Consider the following 24,007-nt stretch of genomic DNA (forward strand, 5'->3'; position numbering starts at 1 on the left):
ACCGAAGTCCGGGGGGCCCGCCCTAGGGACGCTGCCGACGCCTTTGTCGTACGGGTCTCACAGACCCGTCAGTTGTCGTCCTCGTCGATCAGGAACCCACGCATCGGCGAGGGAGCCTGGCCCATCGGGGACGGACCCTGCGGACGGACCGGGGCCATGGGCTGGGTCATGGCCGGGGTCATCTGCTGCTGACCGCCGTAGGACGGCGCGGACGGAGCGGGCGAGCCGCCCATCGTCTGGTTGCCGCCGTAGGACGGGGCGCTCGCGCCGGCCGGTGCCATGGAGGGCGCCGGGGACGGCGGCAGGGATGCGGTGGCCGGGGTGCGCGGCGGGGCCAGGGAGTCGTCGGCCTGGGTCTCCAGCTGGCGCAGCTGGGACTCGAGGTACGACTTCAGCCGCGTGCGGTACTCGCGCTCGAAGCCGCGCAGGTCCTCGACCTTGCGCTCCAGCGTGGCGCGCGCGGACTCCAGGGAGCCCATGGCGACGCGGTGCTTCTCCTGCGCGTCCCGCTCCAGGGCGTCGGCCTTGGCACGGGCGTCACGCTCCAGACCCTCGGCGCGGCTGCGGGCCTCGCCGACGATCTTGTTGGCCTCGGAGCGGGCCTCGGCGATCGCCTGGTCGGCGGTCTGCTGGGCCAGCGAGAGGACACGGGCGGCGCTGTCGCCGCCGGGGCCCTGACCGGGGCCGCCCATCGGACCGCCCATGGGGCCGCCCATCGGACCACCCATCTGCTGCTGCATGGGCGGCTGACCGCCCATCGGGCCCTGACCCATCGGACCCTGGCCCATCGGGCCGGGACCCTGCGGGCCGCCCTGACCGCCGGGGCCGGCGGGCAGCTGCGGGGCACCGCTCGGCAGCTGGGGCGGGCCACCCATGGGGCCGCCCATCTGCTGCTGCGGCGGGCCCGATATGCCGGCGGGCACCGGCTGGCCGGGACCTCGCATGCCCTGCTGCTGGGGATGCTGCTGTTCCTGCTCCGGAGGTTTGCGCATGTTCTGCTGGTTCTGCGCGGCGGCTCGCGTCGCGGCGGCCAGCTTGGCGCGCAGGTCCTCGTTCTCGCGGAGGAGACGGGTCAGTTCGGCTTCGACCTCGTCGAGGAAGGCATCGACCTCGTCCTCGTCATAGCCTTCTCGGAGGCGGACGGTCGTGAACTGCTTGTTCCGCACGTCCTCGGGGGTCAACGGCATCTCTTCACCTCAACGTAGTCATCGGCAGTCGGCAAGACCGGATCGTCCGGATCGTCCCCATCCTCATCTCACGAAACTCCCCGCGACGGAGATGAGAATGTAGACGATGATCATCAGTACGAAGAAGGACAGGTCGAGCGCCACGCCCCCGAGACGCAGCGGCGGAATGAACCGCCGCAGAAGCTTCAGCGGTGGATCGGTGACAGTGTAGGTGGCCTCCAGTACGACCACCATCGCCTTGCCGGGTTGCCATGAGCGGGCGAACTGGAAGACGTAGTCCATGACCAGCCGGAAGATGAGCACGACGAGGAACACCATCAGCGCGATGTAGATCACCTGCGCGAACACGCTCATGGCCTGTGCTTCCCTCTCCCCTGTTCCGTGCTCTTCCGTGCTTCGATCCGGTCGTACGTCTCAGCTCTGGTTGAAGAACCCGCCCTCTGCGATGCGGGCCTTGTCCTCCGCCGTGACATCGACGTTAGCAGGAGACAACAGGAACACCTTCTGCGTCACCCGCTCGATGCTGCCGTGAAGACCAAACACCAAACCGGCCGCAAAGTCGACAAGTCGCTTCGCGTCTGTGTCATCCATCTCAGTCAGATTCATGATCACCGGGGTGCCCTCACGGAAGTGTTCCCCGATGGTACGGGCCTCGTTGTAGGTCCGGGGGTGCAGCGTGGTGATCCGGTAAGGCTCTCGTTCGGACACGACCTTGGGCATGATCACCGGTGCGTTCTTCTCCAGGGACTGGCGTTCTTGTGTGATGGATGCCACGGGCGCGATGCGCGCCGGACGTCCGGATTCCGCGGCGAGCGAAGCCGCGCGGGCCACCGGCTCGCGAGGCGCGGGCGGTTGCACGATTCGCACCTCTTCGTCCCTTTGGGACTGATGTGCACCGTGCGACTGGTGTGACGCTTCGTGCCGTCGGTGGTCCCGCTCCGGCTCCGGGTCCAACTCGGGCTCGAAGTCGTCGTCGGGGTCGAATCCGCGGCCGTCGTACCCATCGTCCTCCACGAGGCCGAGGTAGACCGCCATCTTGCGCATCGCGCCGGCCATGCTCTGAGTCCTCCGCTCTGTGGTGGATCGACTGACGACTGCCAAGTGCCCGCGATCCACGTGGTCCTTGCGCCCGCCTTGGCGCGCATTGACCATATTTTCTGCTGTGGTCCGACTTCCTGGCGACGTTACCCGAGCCTGGGGCGGACTCCGAGTACCGCGGTGCCGACGCGCACATGTGTCGCCCCGGCGGCCACGGCCTGTTCGAGGTCCGCGCTCATCCCTGCCGACACCATGGTTGCAGCCGGATGGGTCCGGCGCAGGTCAGTCGACAAATCCATGAGGCGCTCGAACGCCGCCTGTTCGCGCCCCGCGTACTCCCCGGTGAGCGGAGCGACGGTCATCAGTCCGTCGAGCCGCAGTCCGGGCGCGCCGGCGACGAGGTCGGCCAACTCTTCGATTCCGGCCGGGGCGACGCCACCGCGCTCACCCCGCGCGCTCTCGCCCGCGTCCAGGGCGACCTGGATCAGGCAGCCCACCTCGCGTCCGGCGCGCACCGCCTCCTTCGACAGGGCGGTGACGAGCCGGGAACGGTCGACGGACTGCACGACATCGGCGTAACCGACCACGGAACGCACCTTGTTGGTCTGCAACTGACCCACGAAATGCCAGGTGAGGGGCAGATCCGCGCAGGCGGCAGCCTTCGGGGCCGCGTCCTGGTCGCGGTTCTCGGCCACGTGGCGCACACCGAGTCCGGACAGGATCCGCACATCGCTCGCCGGGTAGGTCTTGGTGACCACGATCAGGGTCACCTCCTCCCGGGCGCGCCCGGCCGCCGTGCACGCGGCGGTGATGCGTTCCTCCACCTTCGCCAGGTTCGCGGCGAGTTCGGTCTTACGGTCCGTCATGCCCCATCAGCCAGCCAGACGTAGCTCGCGAGCCGCCCGGTGAGGCGGTCGCGGCGGTACGAGAAGTGATCGTCCGACTCCAGCGTGCACACCGGCGCCTGCGCCCGGTCGCACACCCCGAGCCGGTCGAGCTGCGCGTGCACCCCGGCGCTCACGTCGAGCGCCGGCGTGCCCCAGCTCGTCTCGGCGTGCGCCGCCGGCTCGACGGCGGCCACCTCGGCCCGCATCGCCTCCGGCACCTCGTAGCACCGGCCGCAGACGGCCGGTCCGGTGCGGGCGACGATCCGCTCCGGTGCGGCGCCGAGCGAGACCATGGCCCGTACGGCGGCGGGGACGACGCCCTTGACCATGCCGGGCCGGCCCGCGTGGGCCGCGGCGGCGACCCCGGCGACGGGGTCGGCCAGCAGCACCGGCACGCAGTCGGCGGTGAGCACGGCGAGGGCGAGTCCGCGCCGGGCGGTGACGATCGCGTCGACCTCCGGCACCGGGCGCTCACCCCACGGCTCGTCCACCACGGCGACGTCGGCGCCGTGCACCTGGTTCATCCAGACGACCCGTTCGGGGTCCAGGCCGAGCGACTTGGCCGCCAGCTCCCGGTTGCCCCGTACCGCCTCGGGCGCGTCGCCGACCGCGCCGCCGAGGTTGAGCTCCTCATACGGAGCGGCGCTCACCCCGCCCCACCGGTCGGTGAAGGCGAAGTGCGCGCCGCTCACGCTCTCGCGCCGTCCTATCACTTGAGGAAGTCCGGGACGTCCAGTTCCTCGGCCGCGCTGTCCGAGTAGGCGGGCCGCGGCGCCGGTGTGACCGGCGGGGGCACCGGGATGTCGGCCACCGGCTCGGGCGCCGGCTCCGGCTCCTCCTTCGGCTTGACGCTGCCCAGCGAGCCGAAGGACGGACGGCTGGGCTCGCTCGGCCGGGCCGGGGCCGGCTCCTCGCGACGGGCGGGAGCCGGGCCGGAGGCCGAGCCGAGGACGTTGTCCCGGCGGGCCGGCGGCTGGCCGCCGTCGAAGCCGGCCGCGATCACGGTGACCCGGACCTCGTCGCCGAGGGCGTCGTCGATGACCGCGCCGAAGATGATGTTGGCCTCGGGGTGGGCGGCCTCGCTGACCAGCTGGGCGGCCTCGTTGATCTCGAACAGGCCGAGGTCGGAGCCACCGGAGATGGAGAGCAGCACGCCCCGGGCGCCGTCGATCGACGCCTCCAGGAGCGGGGAGGAGATCGCCATCTCGGCCGCGGCCACCGCGCGGTCGTCGCCGCGGGCCGAGCCGATGCCCATGAGGGCCGAACCGGCCTCGGACATGACCGACTTCACGTCGGCGAAGTCCAGGTTGATCAGGCCGGGGGTGGTGATGAGGTCGGTGATGCCCTGGACACCGGAGAGCAGGACCTGGTCGGCGGACTTGAAGGCGTCAAGAACCGAGACCTGGCGGTCCGAGATGGACAGCAGCCGGTCGTTGGGGATCACGATGAGGGTGTCGACCTCTTCGCGCAGCTCGGCGATGCCGTCCTCGGCCTGGTTCGCGCGGCGCCGTCCCTCGAAGGTGAACGGGCGCGTGACCACGCCGATGGTCAGGGCGCCCAGCGAGCGCGCGATGTTGGCCACGACGGGCGCCCCGCCGGTGCCGGTGCCGCCGCCTTCACCGGCCGTCACGAAGACCATGTCGGCCCCCTTGAGGACCTCCTCGATCTCCTCGCGGTGGTCCTCGGCGGCCTTGCGGCCGACGGCCGGGTTGGCTCCGGCGCCGAGTCCGCGGGTAAGTTCGCGGCCGACGTCGAGCTTGACGTCGGCGTCGCTCATCAACAGCGCCTGTGCGTCGGTGTTGATGGCGATGAACTCGACGCCTTTGAGACCGACCTCGATCATCCGGTTGATGGCATTGACACCACCGCCGCCGACACCGATGACCTTGATGACTGCGAGGTAGTTCTGCGGTGCTGCCACGTCGAAGGCCTCTCGCCTCGAATTACGTTGTCGCCGCCGGGCGGTGCCCCGCGCCGGGACGACGGATGCCGAATGGGACGGTCCGTAGCGCCGACCCGAACCCTAACCCTGAAGTTTAGGGTTACCAGTGTGTCTGTTCCCTGGAGTCTTCTGAACAGGACACTAAGTCGACAAGTGGCGCCCGTTCAACGAACACGCCGAACCTCCCGTTTTTCTTTTCACCCTATGTGATCAGCCGTAGCAGTGCCCAACCAGGGTGCTGGCCTGCGCTGATGTGCGTCAACTCCCTGATGACGCAGGGGCGGTGGGAACACTGACATCGAAGTGCCGCGCACCGGGAGCTGCTTTCATGAGTGCGGTGAGGGCCCGTGCCTTGGCACGGCCGTTCTCGCCGCTGCCCCAGGCCACCGTGCGCCCGTCGCCCAACTCCAGCGCGATGGCGTCGAAGGAGCGCACGTGGACGGTCCGGGTGGCCCGCGCCACGGCTCCGGGCAGGTCACCGGCGACCCGGACGGCCTCGCGCACCAGCCCGGCGGTACCGAAACGCCGGAAGCTCGCGGCGCCCGGACCCGTGCGGGATGCGGACAATTCCAGCATCGGAACGCCATTCGGCGCCTGAGAAACCGTAGCGAACCGGACACCTTCGTCGTCGACTTCGACGAACTTCCCGCCCTTTCGGACAAGCAGAACCGGAGTGCGCTCGACCACTTTCAGGCCGATTCCATGCGGCCAGGAACGAACCACATCTACGGTGTCAATTCGGGGCAATTTCCGGCGAAGTCGGGCTTCCATCCGGTCCGTGTCGACGGAAATCATCGGGTTCCCGACGGGCACGGCCGCCGCCGCCCGGACCTCGGCGGGGGTCAGCACCCGCGTGCCCGACACCGAGACGTGCTCGATGCGCAGCCAGGTCGAGCCGTAGAGCGCCCAGGCGCCACCGGCCGCCAGGAGCACGAGAACGGCGGCCAGTACGACGATCGTACGAAAGCGTGGACTTCTGAGCCTGCGGACGAGCGGCGGGCCGGACGACTCCTGCTGGCGTTCACCGCGCTCGGCGGTCGTCGGTCCGGCCACGCTCACTGCCCTTTCGTCATACGGTCCTATCGGCGCGAGGCGATCGCCTCGTACACCATGCCGACAAGCAGGTCGTCGGCGTCCCGGCGGCCGAACTCGCTCGCCGCGCGGGACATCTCGTACAGCCGGTGCGGGTCGGCGAGCACGGGCAGCACGTTCTGCTGCACCCACTCGGGCGTCAGGTCCGCGTCGTCGACGAGCAGTCCGCCGCCGGCCTTGACCACCGGCTGGGCGTTGAGCCGCTGTTCGCCGTTGCCGATGGGCAGCGGGACGTAGGCGGCCGGGAGCCCGACGGCGGAGAGTTCGGCGACGGTCATCGCGCCCGCGCGGCAGAGCATCATGTCGGCCGCGGCGTACGCGAGGTCCATCCGGTCCAGGTAACTTACCGGGATGTAGGGGGGCATCCCCGGCATCTGCTGCACCTGCGGCAGTTCGTTCTTCGGGCCGACCGCGTGCAGGATCTGGATGCCGGCCTGCTGCAGCCACGGGGCGACCGCCTGGGTCACCTCGTTCAGCCGCCGGGCGCCCTGCGAGCCGCCGGAGACGAGCAGCGTGGGCAGGTTCGGGTCGAGACCGAAGCGGTGGCGGGCCTCGGGGCGGACGGCGGCGCGGTCCAGCGTGGCGATGGAGCGGCGCAGCGGGATGCCGATGTAGCGGGCGTCACGCAGCTTGCTGTCGGGGGTGGAGACGGCCACCCGGGCCGCGTACCGCGAGCCGATCTTGTTGGCCAGGCCCGGGCGGGCGTTGGCCTCGTGGATCACGATGGGCACACCGAGGCGCTTGGCGGCCAGGTAGCCGGGCAGGGCGACGTAGCCGCCGAAGCCGACCACGCAGTCCGCCTTGGTGCGCTCCAGGATCTGCTCGGCGGCCTTGATCGTGCCGCGCAGCCGGCCCGGGACGGTGATCAGCTCGGGGGTGGGCTTGCGCGGCAGCGGCACCGCCGGGATCAGCGCGAGCTCGTAGCCGCGCTCCGGGACGAGCCGGGTCTCCAGGCCGCGCTCCGTGCCCAGGGCCGTGATCCCCACGGTCGGGTCCTGCCTGCGCAGGGCGTCCGCGAGGGCGAGCGCGGGCTCGATGTGGCCGGCGGTCCCCCCACCGGCGAGTACGACATGCACCGAAATTCACCGCTCTCCGGACGTACGCGCCGCCGAGGCACGCCGTCGCATCGTGTTCCATCTCCGAGGCCCCCGCTCGGCACCGGAGCCTCCCGCCCGCTTTCTACCAAAGCGAGGTTGCCGCATCGCAAGCGCTGCCCGCGCAGCGGGCTCGTCGCGCGCGAAGGCGATCAGCAGCCCGATGGCGAACATGGTCGGCAGCAGGGCGGACCCTCCGTAGGAGAACAGCGGGAGCGGGACGCCGGCGATCGGCAGCAGGCCGAGCACCGCACCGATGTTGATCACCGCCTGGGCGGTGATCCAGGTGGTCACGCCTCCCGCGGCATACCTCACGAAGGGGTCCTCCGTGCGTCCGGCCACGCGGATACCCGCATAGCCTAGAGCCGCGAACAGGGCGAGCACCGACAGCGTCCCCGCGAGGCCCAGTTCCTCACCGGTGACGGCGAAGATGAAGTCGGTGTGGGCTTCGGGGAGTTGGCCCCATTTTTCCACACTCGCGCCGAGTCCGGAGCCGAAGAGTCCGCCGGAGGCCAGAGCATAGATCCCGTGCACGGCCTGCCAGCAGTCGGCGACCCCCGTCTTCGGCTCGGTGGCGCCGATGCAGGCGAGGCGGGCCATCCGGTTGGGGCTGGTCTTGATCAGGGTCACACCGATCAGCGCGGCGACGGACAGCACGCCCGCGAACAGCCGGGTCGGCGCGCCCGCGAGCCAGAGCAGGCCGAACAGGATCGCCGTGAGAATGATCGCGGTGCCCATGTCGCCGCCGAGCATGATCAGACCGAGCAGCAGGAAGGCTACCGGCACCAGGGGCACCAGCATGTGCTTCCACTGGGTCAGCAGCTTCCGCTCCTGCTTGCGGGCGATCAGGTCCGCACCCCACAGCACCAGGGCCAGCTTGCCGAACTCGCTGGGCTGGATCTGGAAGGATCCGCCGAGGGAGATCCAGTTCTGGTTGCCGTTGACCGCCATCCCTATCCCGGGGATCTGCACCAGGATCATCAGGAAGACGGCGCCGGCGAGGATCGGGTAGGCCAGCGCCCGGTGCAGCTTCACCGGCATGCGGGAGGCGACGAACAGCAGTGCGCCGCCGATGAGCGCGGCGAGGGCCTGCTTGCGGAAGAAGTACGACCCGGGCAGCGACAGCTGCAGCGCGGTGATCTGGGAGGCCGAGTAGACCATCACCAGACCGAGGACGGTGATCAGCACACTGCCGCCGACGATCAGGTAGTAGGCGGTCAGCGGCCGGTCCCAGGCCCTCCGCACGCGCGTGAAGAGCCGCTGGACGGGGTTCTCGCGCGGGGGCCGGGGAACGACGGGACGCGGGCGCCGGGACGCCCGCTGCACGGGCGGCTTCCCGGTACGGCTACTGGGCATCGGCGCCTCCGTTGCACGTCGACCGTCCCACGCGTCCCTCCCAAGGTCCGCCCGGCAGGCGGCCGGGGTCAGGCGCCGAGTTCGCGGACCGCCGCCGCGAACGCGTCACCGCGCTGGTTGTAGTTGGTGAACATGTCCATGGAGGCGCAGGCCGGGGCCAGCAGCACCGTGTCGCCGGGCTGAGCCAGCCGCTTCGCTTCCTTCACCGCCTGGAGCATCGCCCCAGTGTCGGTCCGGTCGAGGTCGACCACGGGTACTTCCGGGGCGTGTCGCGCGAGGGCGTCGCGGATCAGGGCGCGATCGGCGCCGATCAGGACCGCACCGCGCAGCCGCTTCGCCGACTTGGCGACCAGCTCGTCGAAGGTCGCGCCCTTCGCCAGACCGCCCGCGATCCAGACGATCGGTTCGTATGCCGCCAAGGAGGCCTCCGCGGCATGGGTGTTGGTCGCCTTGGAGTCGTCCACGTACGCGACGCCGTCGAGGTCGGCGACGTGCGCGATGCGGTGGGCGTCCGGGCGGAAGGCCCGCAGACCGTCCCGTACGGCCCGGGCGGGCACCCCGAAGGCCCGCGCGAGGGCCGCGGCGGCGAGGGCGTTGGCGATGTTGTGCGGGGCCGGCGGGTTGACGTCGGAGACCTCGGCCAGCTCCTGGGCGTTCTTCTGCCGGTCCGCCACGAAGGCGCGGTCGACCAGGATGCCCTCCACGACACCGAGTTCGGAGGGCCCGGGCGTGCCCAGGGTGAACCCGACGGCCCGGCACCCCTCTTCGACGTCGGCCTCGCGGACGAGGTCCTCGGTGGCCTTGTCGGCGACGTTGTAGACGCAGGCGACCTTGTTGCCCTCGTAGATACGGCCCTTGTCGCGGGCGTAGGCCTCCATGGAGCCGTGCCAGTCGAGGTGGTCCGGCGCGAGGTTGAGGACGACCGCCGAGTGGGCGCGCAGGGAGGGCGCCCAGTGGAGCTGGTAGCTGGACAGCTCCACGGCGAGGACGTCGTACCGCTCCTCGCCGAGGACCGCGTCCAGCAGGGAGACGCCGATGTTGCCCACGGCGGCCGTGCGCAGGCCCGCCGCCCTCAGGATGGAGGCGAGCATCTGGACGGTCGTGGTCTTGCCGTTGGTGCCCGTCACGGCCAGCCAGGGGGCCGCGTCGGGGCCGCGCAGCCGCCAGGCCAGCTCCACGTCGCCCCAGACCGGCACCCCGGCCTGCTCGGCGGCGCGGAACAGCGGCTTGTCGGGCTGCCAGCCGGGCGCGGTGACGATCAGCTCGGTGCCCTCCGGGAGGGTCGACCCGTCGCCGAGGCGCACGGCGATGCCGAGCGCCTCCAGCTCCGCGGCCTGCTCACGCGCGCGTGCGTCGTCGCCGTCGTTGACGACCGTGACGATCGCCCCGCGCGCGTGCAGCACCTTCGCCGCCGGGACGCCGGAGACGCCGAGCCCGGCGACGGTGATGCGCTTGCCCTGGAATTCCGAAGGCACCGAGGAGGTCACTTGTCCGCTGCCCATCCTGCGTAGAAGAGGCCGAGTCCGACAATCACACAGATTCCCTGGATGATCCAGAAGCGGACCACGACCAGGACCTCGGACCAGCCCTTGAGTTCGAAGTGGTGCTGAAGCGGTGCCATCCGGAAGACACGCTTGCCGGTGAGCCGGAAGGAGCCGACCTGGATGACGACCGACATGGTGATGAGGACGAACAGGCCGCCCATGATGGCCACCAGCAGCTCCGTGCGGGAGAGGATGGCCAGGCCGGTGAGGACACCGCCGAGGGCGAGCGAACCGGTGTCGCCCATGAAGATCTTCGCCGGCGAGGTGTTCCACCACAGGAAGCCCAGGCAGGCGCCCATCAGCGCGGAGGCGACCACGGCCAGGTCCAGCGGGTCGCGCACCTCGTAGCAGGCGCCCGGGTTGGTCAGGGTGCCCGCGTTGGCGCAGGACTCCTGGAACTGCCAGACGCCGATGAAGGTGTAGGCGCCGAAGACGAGCACGGACGCGCCGGTGGCCAGACCGTCCAGGCCGTCGGTGAGGTTCACGCCGTTCGACATCGCGAGGATCATGAACAGCGCCCAGACCACGAACAGCACCGGGCCGATCGACCAGCCGAAGTCGGTGATGAACGACAGCTTGGTGGAGGCGGGGGTGTTGCCGCGGGCGTCGGAGAACTGCAGCGACAGCACCGCGAAGGCGATGCCGACGATCAGCTGGCCGGCCATCTTCGCCTTGGCCCGCAGACCCAGCGACCGCCGCTTGACGATCTTGATGTAGTCGTCGAGGAAGCCGACCAGCCCCATGCCGAACATCAGGCCGAGGACCAGCAGACCGGAGTAGGTCGGCGCGTAACCGGTGATGAGCTTGCTCAGGAAGTACGCGGCGATCGTCGCCAGGATGAAGGCGATACCGCCCATGGTCGGCGTACCGCGCTTGCTGGCGTGCTCGCGCGGGCCGTCGTCACGGATGTACTGGCCGTAGCCCTTGCGGGCGAGAAGCTTGATCAGCAGCGGGGTGCCGACCAGCGTCAGGAAGAGGCCAATGACTCCCGAGAACAGGATCTGCTTCATCATCGGGCGGCAACCTCACCCTCGGCACCGGTCTCGGTGAGCGCCTGGGCGACGCTCTCCAGCCCCACCGAACGGGACGCCTTCACGAGTACGACGTCCCCCGGGCGCAACTCGCTGCGCAACAGGTCGATCGCCGCCTGTGCGTCGGACACGTGCACCGACTCCTCACCCCACGAACCCTCGTTATATGCGCCCAATTGCAGCCAGGAGGCCTCGATCCCCCCGACAGCGACGAGCTTGCTGACGTTGAGCCGGACGGCGAGCCGTCCGACGGCGTCGTGCTCGGCGAGCGCCTCGTCCCCCAGCTCGGCCATCTTGCCGAGCACCGCCCACGTGCGGCGCCCCTTGCCCATGGCCGCGAGCGCCCTGAGGGCGGCCCGCATGGACTCGGGGTTGGCGTTGTAGGCGTCGTTGACGATGGTCACGCCGTCCGGGCGCTCGGTGACCTCCATGCGCCAGCGGGAGAGGGAGCCCGCCTCGGAGAGCGCGAGGGCGATCTCTTCCGCGGACATGCCCAGCTCATGGGCGACGGCGGCCGCGGCGAGCGCGTTCGACACGTGGTGCTCACCGTACAGGCGCATGGTCACATCGCTTGCACCGGAGGGTGTGTGAAGCCTGAAGGCGGGCTGTCCGCTGTCCGTGAGTCGTACGTTCTCGGCGCGTACGTCCGCTTCGGCCGACTCTCCGAAAAGGACCACCTTCGCCTTGGTACGGGCGGCCATGGCCCGCACCAGCGGGTCGTCGGCGTTGAGGATCGCCGCCCCGTCCTCCGGGAGGGCCTCCACGAGTTCGCCCTTGGCCTGGGCGATCTGCTCGCGCCCGCCGAACTCGCCGATATGGGCGGTGCCGACGTTGAGCACCAGGCCGATCCTCGGCGGGGTGAGACCGGCGAGGTAGCGGATGTGCCCGATGCCGCGGGCGCCCATCTCCAGCACGAGGAACCGGGTCTCCTCGGTGGCGGACAGGGCGGTCAGCGGCAGCCCGATCTCGTTGTTGAGCGAACCGGGCGTGAAGACGGTCGGCGCCTTGCGGCCGAGCACCTGGGCGATGAGGTCCTTGGTGCTGGTCTTGCCGGCCGAGCCGGTCAGGGCGACGAGGGTCGCGCCGAGCCGGCGTACGACGTGGCGGGCGAGGGCGCCGAGGGCCGTCTGCACGTCCTCCACGACGACGGCGGGCACGCCGACCGGCCGGGAGGCCAGCACGGCGACCGCGCCGGCCGCGACGACCTGCGCCGCGTAGTCGTGGCCGTCCACGCGCTCGCCGACGAAGGCGGCGAACAGGCTGCCGGGCACCACCTCACGGGAGTCCCGGACGACCGGTCCCGTCACCTGCACGGACGGATCCGGTATGTCGTGCGTCTGCCCGCCGACGACTGCTGCGATCTCGGCGAGGGAGAGGGCGATCACAAGTTCATCCCTGGGTCTTCTGGATAGCTTCGCGAAGCACCTGGCGGTCGTCGAAGGGACGGACCACGCCGGCGATGTCCTGGCCCTGCTCGTGGCCCTTGCCCGCGACCAGCACGGTGTCGCCGGCCTGGGCGCGGCCCACGGCGGCGGCGATGGCGGCGGCCCGCTCCTCGAAGAGGAGCACCTCGCCGCGCTCGTGCGCGGGCACGGAGGCCGCGCCCCGGAGCATGGTCGCGAGGATCGCGAGCGGGTCCTCGGAGCGGGGGTTGTCGGAGGTCAGTACGGCCGTGTCGGCGAGCCGGGCCACGGCGGCGCCCATCGGGGCGCGCTTGGTCTCGTCGCGGTCGCCGCCGCAGCCGAGGACGACGTGCAGCCGGCCCTTGGTGACCTTGCGCAGCGCCTTGAGCACCGACTCGACGGCGTCGGTCTTGTGGGCGTAGTCGACGACCGCGAGGTAGGGCTGCCCGGCGTCGACGCGCTCCAGGCGCCCGGGGACGCCCGGGACGGCGGCGATGCCGTCGGCGGCGGTCTGCGGGTCGAGGCCGGCCACGGCGAGGGCGACGATGGCGGCGAGGGTGTTCGCCACGTTGAACGGGCCCGGCAGCGGCGACTTGGCGTGCACGCGCTCACCGTTCGGGCCGAGCACGGTGAACGTCGAGTCCATGGGGCCGACCTGGACGTCCTCGGCGCGCCAGTCGGCGTCGGGGTGGCCCTCGGCGGAGAAGGTGACGACCGGGACGGTCGCCTCCCGCGCGAGCCGGCGGCCGTACTCGTCGTCGGCGTTGACCACGCCGAGTTTGCTGCGTCGCGGGGTGAAGAGCTGCGCCTTGGCCCGGAAGTAGTCCTCCATGTCGGAGTGGAACTCCATGTGTTCCGGGCTGAGGTTGGTGAAGACGGCGATGTCGAAGACGCAGCCGTCGACCCGGCCGAGGACCAGGGCGTGGCTGGAGACCTCCATGGCGACCGCCGTGACGCCCTCTTCGCGCATGACGGCGAACAGGGCCTGGAGGTCGGTGGCTTCGGGGGTGGTGCGCTCGGACTTGATCCGCTCGTCGCCGACGCGGATCTCCACCGTGCCGATGAGTCCGGCGCGGTGGGACGCGCCCAGGCCGCCCTCGACGAGATAGGCGGTGGTGGTCTTGCCGGAGGTGCCGGTGATGCCGATCTGGAGCAGGTCGCGGCCCGGGTGGCGGTAGATGGTGGCCGCCAGCTCCCCCATCCGCCCGCGCGGGTCCTCGACGACCAGGACGGGCAGTCCGGTCGCGGTGGCGCGCTCGGCTCCCGTGGGATCGGTGAGCACGGCGGCGGCGCCCAGGCTCGCGGCCTGGGTGACGAAGTCCGCGCCGTGCAGACGGGCGCCGGGGAGGGCGGCGTACAGGTCGCCGGGGCGGACGGCGCGCGAGTCGTGGGTGATGCCCGTGATCTCGGCGGCGGTCTCCGGCGCGGTGACACCCAGCTGGTCGGCGAGCTCCGCGAGCGGGGTGGCGGGGAGCTGCGTCGGCCGGGGCAGTCCCGGATATGTCACGGGTTGGCCCTTCTGGGTGGTTTGGGACTGATCAGCGTGTGGCACGGCGGTGAGCGTACCGGGCGCACCCGCTCCGGAGCGAAGTGAGGGGCTGGCGGCCCCGTGGTTCCCGGCGTCGGGGGTGATGGTTGTCACGAGCTCGTTCCTGGTGTTTCCGTGCTGATCAGGGTGGCGCTGATCAGGGCTTGTACTCGACGGGCAGGCTGGCCGGCTTCGCCCCGGTCGGCGGGACCTGGAGGGTCTTCAGGGCGAACTCCATCACCTGCTTGTAGATGGGGCCGCAGATCTGGCCACCGAAGTAGCTGCCTGCGGTGGCGTTCTGGATGGCGCAGTAGACGGTGATCCGCGGGTTGTCGGCGGGCGCGAAGCCGGCGAACGACGAGGTGTAGCCGCGGTAGCGGCCGGTGGCCGGATCCACGCGGTTCGCCGTGCCGGTCTTGCCCGCGACCCGGTACCCGGGGATGCGGGCCTTCACGCCGGTGCCCTGCTCGTCGTCGACGACGGACTCCAGCATCTGGGCGAGGCTCTTGGCCGTCCTGGCGCTGACGACCCGTGTCTGCCGGGGCTTGGGGGCCGGGGTGAAGCGGCCGTCGGCGCCCTTGGTGCCGCGTACCAGGGTCGGTACGACGCGGACGCCGCCGTTGGCGATGGTCGAGTACACGGACGCGGCCTGCATGGCGTTGATGGAGAAGCCCTGGCCGAAAGGGATCGTGTACTGCTGCGAGGTGGACCACTTCTGCGGCGGCGCGAGGATGCCGGGGGTCTCGCCGGGGAAGCCGAGGCCGGTGTAGCTGCCGATGCCGAACTTGCGCAGGTACGTGTGGAGCACCTTGTTGGCCTCCGGCTGGCTCTTGCCGAGTTCGCCGGTGGCCAGGATGGTGCCGATGTTGCTGGACTTGGCGAGCACGCCGTTGAGCGTGAGGTACCAGGTGGCGTGGTCGATGTCGTCCTGGAAGAGCCGGTCGCCGCGGTGCAGCCGGTTGGGTACGACGACGTGGGTGAGCGGGGTCGCCACGTTCTGCTCCAGCACGGCCGCCATGGACATCACCTTGGCGGTGGAGCCGGGCTCGTAGGCGTCCTGGAGGGCCGCGTTGCCCATGGCGTCGCCGTCGGCCTTCGCCAGGTCGTTCGGGTCGAAGCCGGGCGAGTTGGCCATGGCGAGGATCTGGCCGGTGCGGGTGTCCTGGACGATGACGTAGCCGCGGTCCGCCTTGGACTGCTTCACCTGCTCGGTGATGGCGTTCTGGGCGGCCCACTGGATGTCGCGGTCGATGGTCAGCTCGACGTCGGCGCCGGGCACCGCGGGCGTCTCGGTGGACCCGGCCGTGGGCACCTGGCGTCCGCCGGCCTGGGCGTAGCGGACCTTGCCGTCCTTGCCGGAGAGCTGCTCGTCCAGTTCCTGCTCGATGCCGCCGCCGCCCTTGCCGTCGGCGTTGACCCAGCCCAGTATCCCGGCGGCCAGGTCGCCGTTGGGGTACACGCGCTGGCTGCTGGGGTCGGCGAAGACGCCGGCCAGCACGTTGGCGGTGGTGTGGTCGGTCTCGGCCTTGTGGGCGAGCGCGGTCTTCAGGTCCTTGATCTGCTTCCAGACCTGCGGGGTCTGCCGGGCGGCGAGCCGGGTGTAGCGGGCGTTCCGGTTCTCCGGCCGCAGCTTCCTGACGAGCGCGGCCTGGTCCTGGCCGAGGATCGGGGCGAGCAGCGCGGCGGCCTTCTCGGGGCCGTCGGCGATCTTCAGCTGCTTGGCGCCGAACATCGTCGGGTCGGCCGTGATGTCGTACGCGTCCTCGCTGACGGCCAGCGCGACGCCGTTGCGGTCGGTGATCTCGCCGCGCGCGGCGGCCAGCGTGTGCACCACGTACCGGTTCTGCTCGGCGCGTGCGGTGTAGGCGCTCGCGTCGACGGCCTGGACCTGGAGCAGCCGTACCACGAAGGCGAGCAGCACCAGCGTCAGGGCGAGGCTGACCAGGCGCAGCCGGGGCCGGGGGCTGCCGAGCCGGAGGGGGCGCGTCACCGGGGGCCGGGCCCCGCCGGGCCGGCGGACCGGCCGGGCACCGGGTCCGGCCTGCCGCCGGACGGCACCCCGCGGCCGCGGAGGCTTGGCGGGCCCGGGCACCCGGCGGCGCGGCGCTTGCCTGTCGGACACTTCCGTCACCTGCCGGGGGTCGGGGTAGGGGTGGGCTGGGAGATCGAGGACGCCGCCGGGACCGCGGGACGGGCCGCACGGCACCGGACGACCGGCCGCGCACCGCACCCGGACCGGCCACCGCCGAAGCGGCCGGCCGGGCGGGACACCCGCACGGGCCCGGGCACCCGGCGGCGCGGCGCTTGCCTGTCGGACACTTCCGTCACCTGCCGGGAGTCGGGGTGGGGATGGGCTGGGGGGCGGTGGGCGGCGCCGGGAGCGCGGGCGCCGTGGGGCTGCCCGGGGGCGGGGACGGCGCGGTGGGCGTCGGCGGGACGGTGGAGAGGGCGCCGGCCGGGGTGAGCGCCCCGGGGGCCGCCGGGGCGGTGAGGGCGGCGGGCTCGGGCGCGGTGCCGGGGACGCCCTTGACGGTGCCGTCGGGGCCGAGGAAGGCCGGGTCGCCGCCGGGGACCATGCCGAGTGCGCGGGCGCGGCGCTGGAGGGCGTCCGGGGCCGAGAAGGCGTCGATGTCCCGCTGGAGGGCCTGTTCCTGGTCGGTGAGGTTCTTCGTCTGCTTCTCCAGGTCGGCGAGCTTGAACGAGCCCTCGCTCAGCGCCGAGTTCAGCACCAGCAGCCCGATGAGCCCGCCGCCGAGGAGGACCACGACGAGCAGGACGAACGGGGTGCGCGCCGCCTGGGCGCGGCCGGCCGGGAGGAGCCGGGCGAGCTGGGCGGCCCTCCCCTTCAGTTCGGGTTTCCTGCTCACTGCTCCCCCGGTGCGTGGGGGAAGCCGCTCCCTCGGTGCGCGGCGCCGGCCCTGCGACCCGTCTCGCTCACTCGACGTCCTCCCTGATGCGCTCGGCACCGCGCAGTCTGGCCGGTGCGGCCCTGCGGTTCTCGGCGATCTCTTCATCGGTGGGAAGTTCGGCACCGCGGGTGAGCAGCTTGAGCCGCGGCTGGTAGCGCTCGGGCACGACGGGCAGCCCGGGCGGCGCGGTGGAGGCGGCCCCGGCCGCGAACACCTGCTTGACGAGCCGGTCTTCGAGCGAGTGGTACGACAGCACGGCGACGCGCCCGCCGACGTCCAGGGCCTTCACGGCGGCCGGGATGGCCCGCTCCAGCACGGACAGTTCGCCGTTGACCTCGATGCGCAGCGCCTGGAAGGTGCGCTTGGCCGGGTTGCCGCCGGTGCGCTTGGCGGCCTGCGGCAGCGCGTCCCGGATGAGTTCGACGAGCCGCGCGCTGTTGCTGAACGGCTCCTTCTCCCGCTCCCGGACGATCGCGGCGACGATCCGCTTGGCCTGCTTCTCCTCGCCGTACGCGCGCAGGATGCGCACCAGTTCGCCGGCCGGGTAGGTGTTGAGGACCTCGGCGGCGCTGATGCCGGCCGTCTGGTCCATGCGCATGTCCAGGGGCGCGTCCTGCGCGTAGGCGAAGCCGCGGCCGGCCTCGTCCAGCTGCATGGAGGAGACACCGAGGTCGAACAGCACGCCTTGCACGCGCGCGATGCCGAGCCGGTCCAGTACGTCGGGCAGCTCGTCGTACACGGCGTGCACGAGGGTGGCGCGCTCGCCGTAGGGGGCCAGGCGCTCGCCGGACAGGCGCAGCGCCTCCTTGTCCCGGTCCAGGCCGATCAGCCGGGCGTCGGGGAACCGGGCGAGCAGTGCCTCGCTGTGCCCGCCGAGACCGAGGGTGCAGTCGACGACCACCGCTCCGGGGCGCTCCAGGGCGGGCGCCAGCAGGTCCAGGCACCGCTGGAGCATCACCGGGACGTGTCGACTCTGGCTCAAGGGGGCCTCTCAGTTCCGGCGGGCCGTACGCACCGTCGGTCCCCCGAGCCGTACGTACGCGCCGCGCGCGCGGGGAGACGGGTCCGGTTCACGTGCCGGGGTCTCCGGGGGTTTCGTCAGCGGGGAGAGACTCGTCTCCCGCTTTCGCGTCACTTTAGTCCACGCCGTCCGCTGGTCAATCAACCGGCCTGCGCGTCGTGTACCGCGGCACGACGGGAACCGCGATTCGACCGGTCCGCCCGTTCGGCCCCGTTCTGCCCTCCCTGTGGGTTACCTCACAGCACGCCGCGATGACGTTCTTTGTCCGCTCTCACGAGAGGCCGGAACCCCGCGTGACCAGTAACGTCGTCGGTATGACGACTTCCGCAGCCGTACCCACTGGATCCGAAGGCGCCATACCCACGGGCGACAGCGTGACCAACCGCCTCGTGGAGGCCAACCGGCGGTACGCCGAGGCCTTCACCGACCCCGGCATGGACGCCCGGCCGGTGCTCCACGTCGCCGTCGTCGCCTGCATGGACGCACGTCTCGACCTGCACAAGGCCCTCGGCCTCGAACTCGGCGACTGCCACACCATCCGCAACGCGGGCGGTGTCGTCACCGACGACGTGATCCGGTCCCTGACCATCAGCCAGCGCAAGCTGGGCACGCGCAGCGTCGTGCTGATCCACCACACCGGGTGCGGCCTGGAGTCCCTCACCGAGGACTTCCGCACCGAGCTGGAGATGGAGGTCGGCCAGCGGCCGGCCTGGGCGGTGGAGTCCTTCAGCGACGTGGACCAGGACGTGCGCCAGTCCATGCAGCGGGTGCGCACCTCGCCGTTCCTGCTGCACACCGACGACGTCCGCGGCTTCGTCTTCGACGTGCGCACCGGTCTGCTGCGCGAGGTCGACCCGGCCTGACCCGGACATACCGGCCGGCCACCCCGCACGGCGTCCCGTCATCCTGCCGTCCCGTGACGAGAACGCGGTTCGAAAACACGGTCGAAAAGGCCGTAAGACCGACATCGAGCGGGCAGTTGTCCACAGGCGAGTGACACGAATCGGTAACGGCAGCAAGAATGCGGGGTGTGACGTCACGCGGAACTTTCTCCGCGTGGTGTCCGTGTTTCGGGGTGGGCCGGTTTCGCGCGCAGAGCGTCGGCCCGGAAAGAACGGGCCGAGGAGGGCCGGGTGACGACCTATGACGATCGAGCGAGCCTCACTGATCTGACCGCCACGGTGGAGCGGGTACGCGGTTCGGTGGAGGGCGTGATCGAGGGCAAGCCCGAGGTCGTACGGCTCGCGCTGACCGTGCTGCTCGCCGAGGGCCACCTGCTGATCGAGGACGTCCCCGGGGTGGGCAAGACGATGCTCGCCAAGGCGCTGGCGCGGTCTATCGACTGCTCGGTGCGGCGCATCCAGTTCACGCCGGACCTGCTGCCCTCGGACATCACGGGCGTGTCCATCTGGGACCAGCAGCGCCGGGACTTCGAGTTCAAGCCGGGCGCCATCTTCGCCCAGATCGTGATCGGCGACGAGATCAACCGCGCCTCGCCGAAGACCCAGTCCGCGCTCCTGGAGTCCATGGAGGAGCGCCAGGTCACCATCGACGGGCAGACGTACGAACTGCCCAGCCCCTTCATGGTGGTGGCCACCCAGAACCCGGTCGAGATGGAGGGCACCTACCCGCTGCCCGAGGCCCAGCGCGACCGCTTCATGGCCCGTGTCTCCGTGGGGTACCCGAGCGTCGAGGCCGAGTTGCAGATGCTCGACATCCACGGCGGGGTCAGCCCGCTGGAGGACCTCCAGCCGGTGGCGCACGCGCACGAGATCGTGAAGCTGGTCGAGGCGGTCCGCGGGGTGCACGTCTCCGAGGCGGTCCGGCGGTACGCGGTCGAACTGGTCGCCGCCACCCGCACCCACCCCGACCTCAGACTCGGCGCCTCCCCGCGCGCGACCCTGCACCTGCTGCGCGCGGCCAAGGCCTCCGCGGCCCTCGCCGGCCGGGACTACGCGCTGCCGGACGACGTCCAGGCACTCGCCGTCGCCGTCCTCGCCCACCGCCTGCTGCCCACCGCCCAGGCCCAGCTCAACCGCCGCTCGGCCGAGCAGGTGGTGCTGGAGATCCTCCAGCACACGCCGGTGCCCGCCGTGCCGGGCCGGCAGAGCGGCTTCGGCGGCCTGGGCCGCACCATCCCGGCCTATCCCCAGCAGCCGCCGCGGAGTCTGTGATGAGCACCGGGGGGACCGCGCCGGCGGAGGCCGACCGCGGGGAGACGAGCGGGGTCCGTACGGCCCTGGCGGGTCTCACCACCCGGGGCCGCTCCTTCCTCGCGGCCGGGATCGCCGCCGCGGTCTGCGCGTTCGTGCTGGGCCTGAGCGAGCTGCTGCGGGTCGGCCTGCTGCTCGCCGTCCTGCCCCTGATCTGCGCGACCGTGCTGTACCGCACGCGCTACCGGGTGGCCGCGAGCCGCCGTCTCGCCCCCGCGCGGGTACCGGCCGGCAGCGAGGCCCGGGTGCAGCTGCGCATCGACAACGTGTCCCGGCTGCCCACCGGCCTGCTGATGCTCCAGGACCGGGTGCCGTACGTCCTCGGGCCGCGGCCCCGGTTCGTGCTGGACCGGGTGGAGCCGCAGGGCCGCCGCGAGGTGTCCTACCGGGTCCGCTCGGACCTGCGGGGCCGCTATCCGCTGGGCCCGCTGCAGCTGCGCCTGACGGACCCCTTCGACATGTGCGAGCTGACCCGCTCCTTCTCGGCGTGCGACACACTGACGGTGACACCGCGCGTGGAGCCGCTGGCCCCGGTCCGCTTCGGCGGCGAGGCCCAGGGGTACGGCGACGGGCGGCAGCGCTCGCTCGCCCTGGCCGGCGAGGACGACGTGATCCCGCGCGGCTACCGCTACGGCGACGACCTGCGCCGGGTGCACTGGCGGTCCACCGCGCGCTACGGCGAGCTGATGGTGCGCCGCGAGGAGCAGCCCCGGCGCTCCCGCTGCACCGTCCTGCTGGACACCCGCGGCGGTGCCTACGAGGGCGCGGGCCCGGACTCGGCCTTCGAGTGGGCCGTCTCCGGTGCCGCCTCGGTGCTGGTGCACATGCTGGAACGCGGCTTCTCGGTACGGCTGCTGACCGACAGCGGCAGCGCGGTGCCCGGCGAGAGCGCCGACGGGTTCGCGGGCACCGGCCAGGAGACCGCGGACGCGGCCGGGCTGATGATGGACACCCTCGCGGTGATCGACCACTCCGACGGCACCGGCCTGTCCCGGGCGTACGACGTGCTGCGCGGCGGCAACGAGGGGCTGCTGATCGCCTTCCTCGGCGATCTGGACGAGGAGCAGGCGACGACGGTCGCCAAGATGAGCCGGCGCAGCGGGGGCGCCGTCGCCTTCGTGCTGGACCCCGACACCTGGACCCGGGAGGCGACCGACGTGCCCCGCCCGGGCGACCGGCACGAGGAGCGGCTGCGGATGCTGCGCGAGGCGGGCTGGACGGCGCTGAGCGTGCCGCGCGGCGCCTCGATGGACGAACTGTGGCGGCAGGCGGACCGGGAACGTTCCGGCCTGGCCGCCGTGAGCGGGGAGGCGCGGGGATGAGCGGGCGGGCACGACTGGCGCTGTGCGCGGCTGCGGCCACCCTGATGGCCTCCTGCGCGCTGCTGCCGCTGGTCGCCGAGCCGACCTGGCTGCTGCAGCTGGTCCCGCTGGTGGCCGTGCAGACCGGGGTGGGCGCGGCGGCCCGGCGGGTGCCGCTGGGCCGGGCGCTGACCGTGGCGGCACAGGTCCTGGTCACGCTGGTGCTGCTGACGCTGGTCTTCGCCCGGCAGCACGCGATCGCCGGGCTGGTCCCCGGCCCGGACACCTTCCGGTACCTCGCCGAGCTGCTCCGGCAGGGCGCGGACGACGTCAGCCGGTACGCGATACCGGCGCCGCTCACCGACGGCATCAAGCTGATGCTGATCGGCGGTGCGCTGGTCATCGGGCTGCTGGTGGACGTGCTCGCGGTGACCTTCCGCAGCGCGGCGCCGGCCGGGCTGCCGCTGCTCGCGCTGTACTCGGTGGCCGCGGGTCTGTCCGACGGCGGCGCCGGCTGGCTGTGGTTCCTGGTGGCGGCGGCCGGCTATCTGATGCTGCTGCTCGCGGAGGGCCGCGACCGGCTCGCCCAGTGGGGCCGGGTCTTCGGCGGCGCGCCCCGCGGTCCGGGCGCCCCGGAGACGGGTGCCGTGGCGCCGGTGCGCACCGGGCGGCGGATCGGCGCGGTCGCGCTCGGCGTGGCACTGATGGTGCCGCTCGCCCTGCCCTCGATGCACGGCGGCCTGCTGGACGCGGCGGGCACCGGCGTGGGGCCGGGCCGCGGCGACGGGGGCACGATCTCGGCGGTCAACCCGCTGGTGTCGCTGCGCGACAACCTGAACACGAACGACGACCGCCAGGTGCTGACCCTGCGGACCGACACGAACGACATCTCGGACCTGTACCTGAGGATCGTCTCCCTGGACGAGTTCGACGGCACCACCTGGACGCCCGCCCAACGGCACATCGTCGGCGTGCCGGACAAGCTGCCCACGCCCGTCGGCCTGGGCCCGGACGTCAAGCGCGGCACGGTGCGGACGCTGGTCCGGGCGGCCGACTGGTACGCCCAGAACTGGCTGCCGATGCCCTACCCGCCGAACGAGGTGAAGGTCAGCGGCCGGTGGCGGTACGAGCCGGTCGGGATGACCCTCGTCGGCGACCGCGGCCAGACCACGCGCGGCGCGAGCTACCAGGTGACCAGCCTGCACGTACGGCCGACCGCGCAGCAGCTGGCCGCCGCGCCGCAGCCGCCGGCCGCGCTGCAGAGCGAGTACACCAAGGTGCCGGCCTCCCTGCCGAAGGTGGTGGAGCGCACCGCCAGGCAGATCACCGCGGGCACGGACAGCCACTACGAGGAAGCCGTCAAGCTCCAGGACTGGTTCGCCGTCACCGGCGGCTTCCAGTACGACACCTCGGTGAAGGTGGGTCACGGACCCGGCGCCATAGCGAACTTCCTGAAGCAGAAGGAGGGCTTCTGCGTCCACTTCTCCTTCGCGATGGCGGCGATGGCCCGCACCCTCGGCATCCCCGCCCGGGTCGCGGTGGGCTTCGCGCCCGGCACCGTGCAGGCCGACGGCACGATCGCGGTGACCCAGAAGGACGCGCACGCCTGGCCCGAGCTGTACTTCGAGGGCGTGGGCTGGACCCGTTTCGAGCCGACCCCGACCCGCGGCACCACGCCGTCGTACACCCAGTCGGACACCCCGGGCAGCTCGCTGCCGGAGGAGGCGCAGCCGTCCAAGGGCGCGTCGTCGGCGCCCTCGGCCTCGGCCGCACCGAGCGAGAGCTGCAGCAGTGACCTGCGCAAGCTCCAGGCCTGCGACAGCCCGTCCGCGGCGGCGGTCCCGCAGCACGACGGCAGCGGTACGGACTGGTGGGGCTGGCTGCTGATCGCCCTCGGCGCGCTGCTGGTCCTGGCGGTGCCGCTGTCGCCGCTGCTGTGGCGGCAGCGGGTGCGCGCACTGCGGCTGGGCGGGCACGCCCGGACCCCGGAGGGCGCGGCGGTCCACACCCTGGCGGCCTGGCAGGAGCTGACCGACAGCGCCTGGGACCACGGCATCGCGCCGGACGAGTCGCTGACCCCGCGCAGGGCCGCCGACCGGATCGTCCGGCTCGGGCACCTCGACCCGGCCGCCGGGACCGCCGTGCACCGCCTGGCGGACGCGGTGGAGCAGGTGCTGTACGCGCCCACGCCGCGCCCGGCGGCGGGGGCGGCGGAGGACGTGCGCCGGGTGACCGAGGGGCTGCGGGCCGGGGTGAGCACCGGGACGCGGCTGCGGGCGCTGTTCCTGCCCCGGTCCTCGGTCCGGGTGCTGTGGGCGGTGTCGGCCCGCTGGTCGGCGCTGCGGGCCCGGGCCGCGGCGGCCCGGCCGGGGGGGGGGCGGGCGGGGGGGGCGGGGGGGGGTAGGCCCGGGGTGGGGGGGGGGGCCCGGGGGGCGAAGGGTGAGGCGCCCCAGTCGGCTGG

At 72.1% G+C, this 24,007-nt stretch carries 20 protein-coding genes; 4 read left to right on the forward strand and 16 right to left on the reverse strand.

The window, feature by feature from the left end; translation table 11 throughout:
- Nucleotides 1–68 precede the first annotated feature (68 nt).
- The 16 genes from ABZ923_RS35205 to rsmH form a co-directional block, all read right to left on the reverse strand.
- Complete coding sequence (locus tag ABZ923_RS35205) at nt 69–1,187, reverse strand: DivIVA domain-containing protein (protein ID WP_208031747.1); 1,119 nt, start codon at nt 1,185–1,187, stop codon at nt 69–71.
- A gap of 63 nt (nt 1,188–1,250) precedes the next feature.
- On the reverse strand, nt 1,251–1,541 hold the full coding sequence (locus ABZ923_RS35210) for a YggT family protein (protein ID WP_030347861.1): 291 nt from the start codon (nt 1,539–1,541) through the stop codon (nt 1,251–1,253).
- A gap of 60 nt (nt 1,542–1,601) precedes the next feature.
- Nucleotides 1,602–2,243, reverse strand: coding sequence for a cell division protein SepF (gene sepF / locus ABZ923_RS35215; RefSeq protein ID WP_358637479.1), 642 nt, complete (start codon nt 2,241–2,243; stop codon nt 1,602–1,604).
- A gap of 128 nt (nt 2,244–2,371) precedes the next feature.
- The gene (locus ABZ923_RS35220; protein WP_361480374.1) at nt 2,372–3,091 is read right to left on the reverse strand and encodes a YggS family pyridoxal phosphate-dependent enzyme; all 720 of its coding nucleotides are present in this window, start codon (nt 3,089–3,091) and stop codon (nt 2,372–2,374) included.
- A complete protein-coding gene (pgeF, locus tag ABZ923_RS35225; protein ID WP_361480377.1) occupies nt 3,088–3,825 on the reverse strand; it encodes a peptidoglycan editing factor PgeF in 738 nt (245 codons plus the stop codon). Before pgeF ends, ABZ923_RS35220 begins: the two co-directional genes overlap by 4 nt.
- Nucleotides 3,822–5,033, reverse strand: coding sequence for a cell division protein FtsZ (gene ftsZ / locus ABZ923_RS35230; RefSeq protein ID WP_361480380.1), 1,212 nt, complete (start codon nt 5,031–5,033; stop codon nt 3,822–3,824). Before ftsZ ends, pgeF begins: the two co-directional genes overlap by 4 nt.
- 279 nt (nt 5,034–5,312) lie before the next feature.
- Nucleotides 5,313–6,107: an FtsQ-type POTRA domain-containing protein gene (locus ABZ923_RS35235; RefSeq protein WP_361480383.1), complete on the reverse strand. Its 795-nt coding sequence runs from the start codon at nt 6,105–6,107 to the stop codon at nt 5,313–5,315.
- Between the two features lie 26 nt (nt 6,108–6,133).
- On the reverse strand, nt 6,134–7,222 hold the full coding sequence (murG, locus tag ABZ923_RS35240) for an undecaprenyldiphospho-muramoylpentapeptide beta-N-acetylglucosaminyltransferase (protein ID WP_189815645.1): 1,089 nt from the start codon (nt 7,220–7,222) through the stop codon (nt 6,134–6,136).
- A 6-nt stretch (nt 7,223–7,228) separates the two neighbouring features.
- Nucleotides 7,229–8,596, reverse strand: a complete 1,368-nt coding sequence (gene ftsW, locus ABZ923_RS35245; RefSeq protein WP_361480386.1) for a putative lipid II flippase FtsW — start codon at nt 8,594–8,596, stop codon at nt 7,229–7,231.
- Between the two features lie 68 nt (nt 8,597–8,664).
- Nucleotides 8,665–10,083: a UDP-N-acetylmuramoyl-L-alanine--D-glutamate ligase gene (murD, locus tag ABZ923_RS35250; protein WP_361480415.1), complete on the reverse strand. Its 1,419-nt coding sequence runs from the start codon at nt 10,081–10,083 to the stop codon at nt 8,665–8,667.
- A complete protein-coding gene (gene mraY, locus ABZ923_RS35255; protein ID WP_189304042.1) occupies nt 10,080–11,150 on the reverse strand; it encodes a phospho-N-acetylmuramoyl-pentapeptide-transferase in 1,071 nt (356 codons plus the stop codon). Before mraY ends, murD begins: the two co-directional genes overlap by 4 nt.
- On the reverse strand, nt 11,150–12,556 hold the full coding sequence (murF, locus tag ABZ923_RS35260) for a UDP-N-acetylmuramoyl-tripeptide--D-alanyl-D-alanine ligase (protein ID WP_361480389.1): 1,407 nt from the start codon (nt 12,554–12,556) through the stop codon (nt 11,150–11,152). Before murF ends, mraY begins: the two co-directional genes overlap by 1 nt.
- A 4-nt stretch (nt 12,557–12,560) precedes the next feature.
- Nucleotides 12,561–14,081: a UDP-N-acetylmuramoyl-L-alanyl-D-glutamate--2,6-diaminopimelate ligase gene (locus ABZ923_RS35265; protein WP_361480392.1), complete on the reverse strand. Its 1,521-nt coding sequence runs from the start codon at nt 14,079–14,081 to the stop codon at nt 12,561–12,563.
- Nucleotides 14,082–14,259: 178 nt separating this feature from the next.
- The gene (locus tag ABZ923_RS35270) at nt 14,260–16,224 is read right to left on the reverse strand and encodes a penicillin-binding protein 2 (protein ID WP_361480395.1); all 1,965 of its coding nucleotides are present in this window, start codon (nt 16,222–16,224) and stop codon (nt 14,260–14,262) included.
- Between the two features lie 202 nt (nt 16,225–16,426).
- A complete protein-coding gene (locus ABZ923_RS35275; protein WP_361480398.1) occupies nt 16,427–16,969 on the reverse strand; it encodes a septum formation initiator family protein in 543 nt (180 codons plus the stop codon).
- 67 nt (nt 16,970–17,036) lie between these two features.
- On the reverse strand, nt 17,037–17,993 hold the full coding sequence (gene rsmH, locus ABZ923_RS35280) for a 16S rRNA (cytosine(1402)-N(4))-methyltransferase RsmH (protein ID WP_361480401.1): 957 nt from the start codon (nt 17,991–17,993) through the stop codon (nt 17,037–17,039).
- A 353-nt stretch (nt 17,994–18,346) separates the two neighbouring features.
- Here rsmH and ABZ923_RS35285 point away from each other — a divergent pair, with 353 nt between their 5' ends.
- From ABZ923_RS35285 to ABZ923_RS35300, 4 genes are all read left to right on the forward strand, one after another.
- Nucleotides 18,347–18,895 carry a carbonic anhydrase gene (locus tag ABZ923_RS35285; RefSeq protein WP_361480404.1) on the forward strand — a complete coding sequence of 183 codons (549 nt, stop codon included), beginning with the start codon at nt 18,347–18,349 and terminating at the stop codon, nt 18,893–18,895.
- Between the two features lie 270 nt (nt 18,896–19,165).
- Nucleotides 19,166–20,206 carry a MoxR family ATPase gene (locus ABZ923_RS35290; protein ID WP_361480407.1) on the forward strand — a complete coding sequence of 347 codons (1,041 nt, stop codon included), beginning with the start codon at nt 19,166–19,168 and terminating at the stop codon, nt 20,204–20,206.
- On the forward strand, nt 20,206–21,567 hold the full coding sequence (locus tag ABZ923_RS35295) for a DUF58 domain-containing protein (RefSeq protein WP_361480409.1): 1,362 nt from the start codon (nt 20,206–20,208) through the stop codon (nt 21,565–21,567). Before ABZ923_RS35290 ends, ABZ923_RS35295 begins: the two co-directional genes overlap by 1 nt.
- The coding region (locus ABZ923_RS35300) for a DUF3488 and transglutaminase-like domain-containing protein (protein ID WP_361480412.1) at nt 21,564–24,007 on the forward strand (2,444 nt) is incomplete at its 3' end. The genes ABZ923_RS35295 and ABZ923_RS35300, both read left to right, overlap by 4 nt.

It is taken from the genome of Streptomyces sp. NPDC046881, from assembly GCF_040645015.1.
GTDB lineage: Bacteria > Actinomycetota > Actinomycetes > Streptomycetales > Streptomycetaceae > Streptomyces.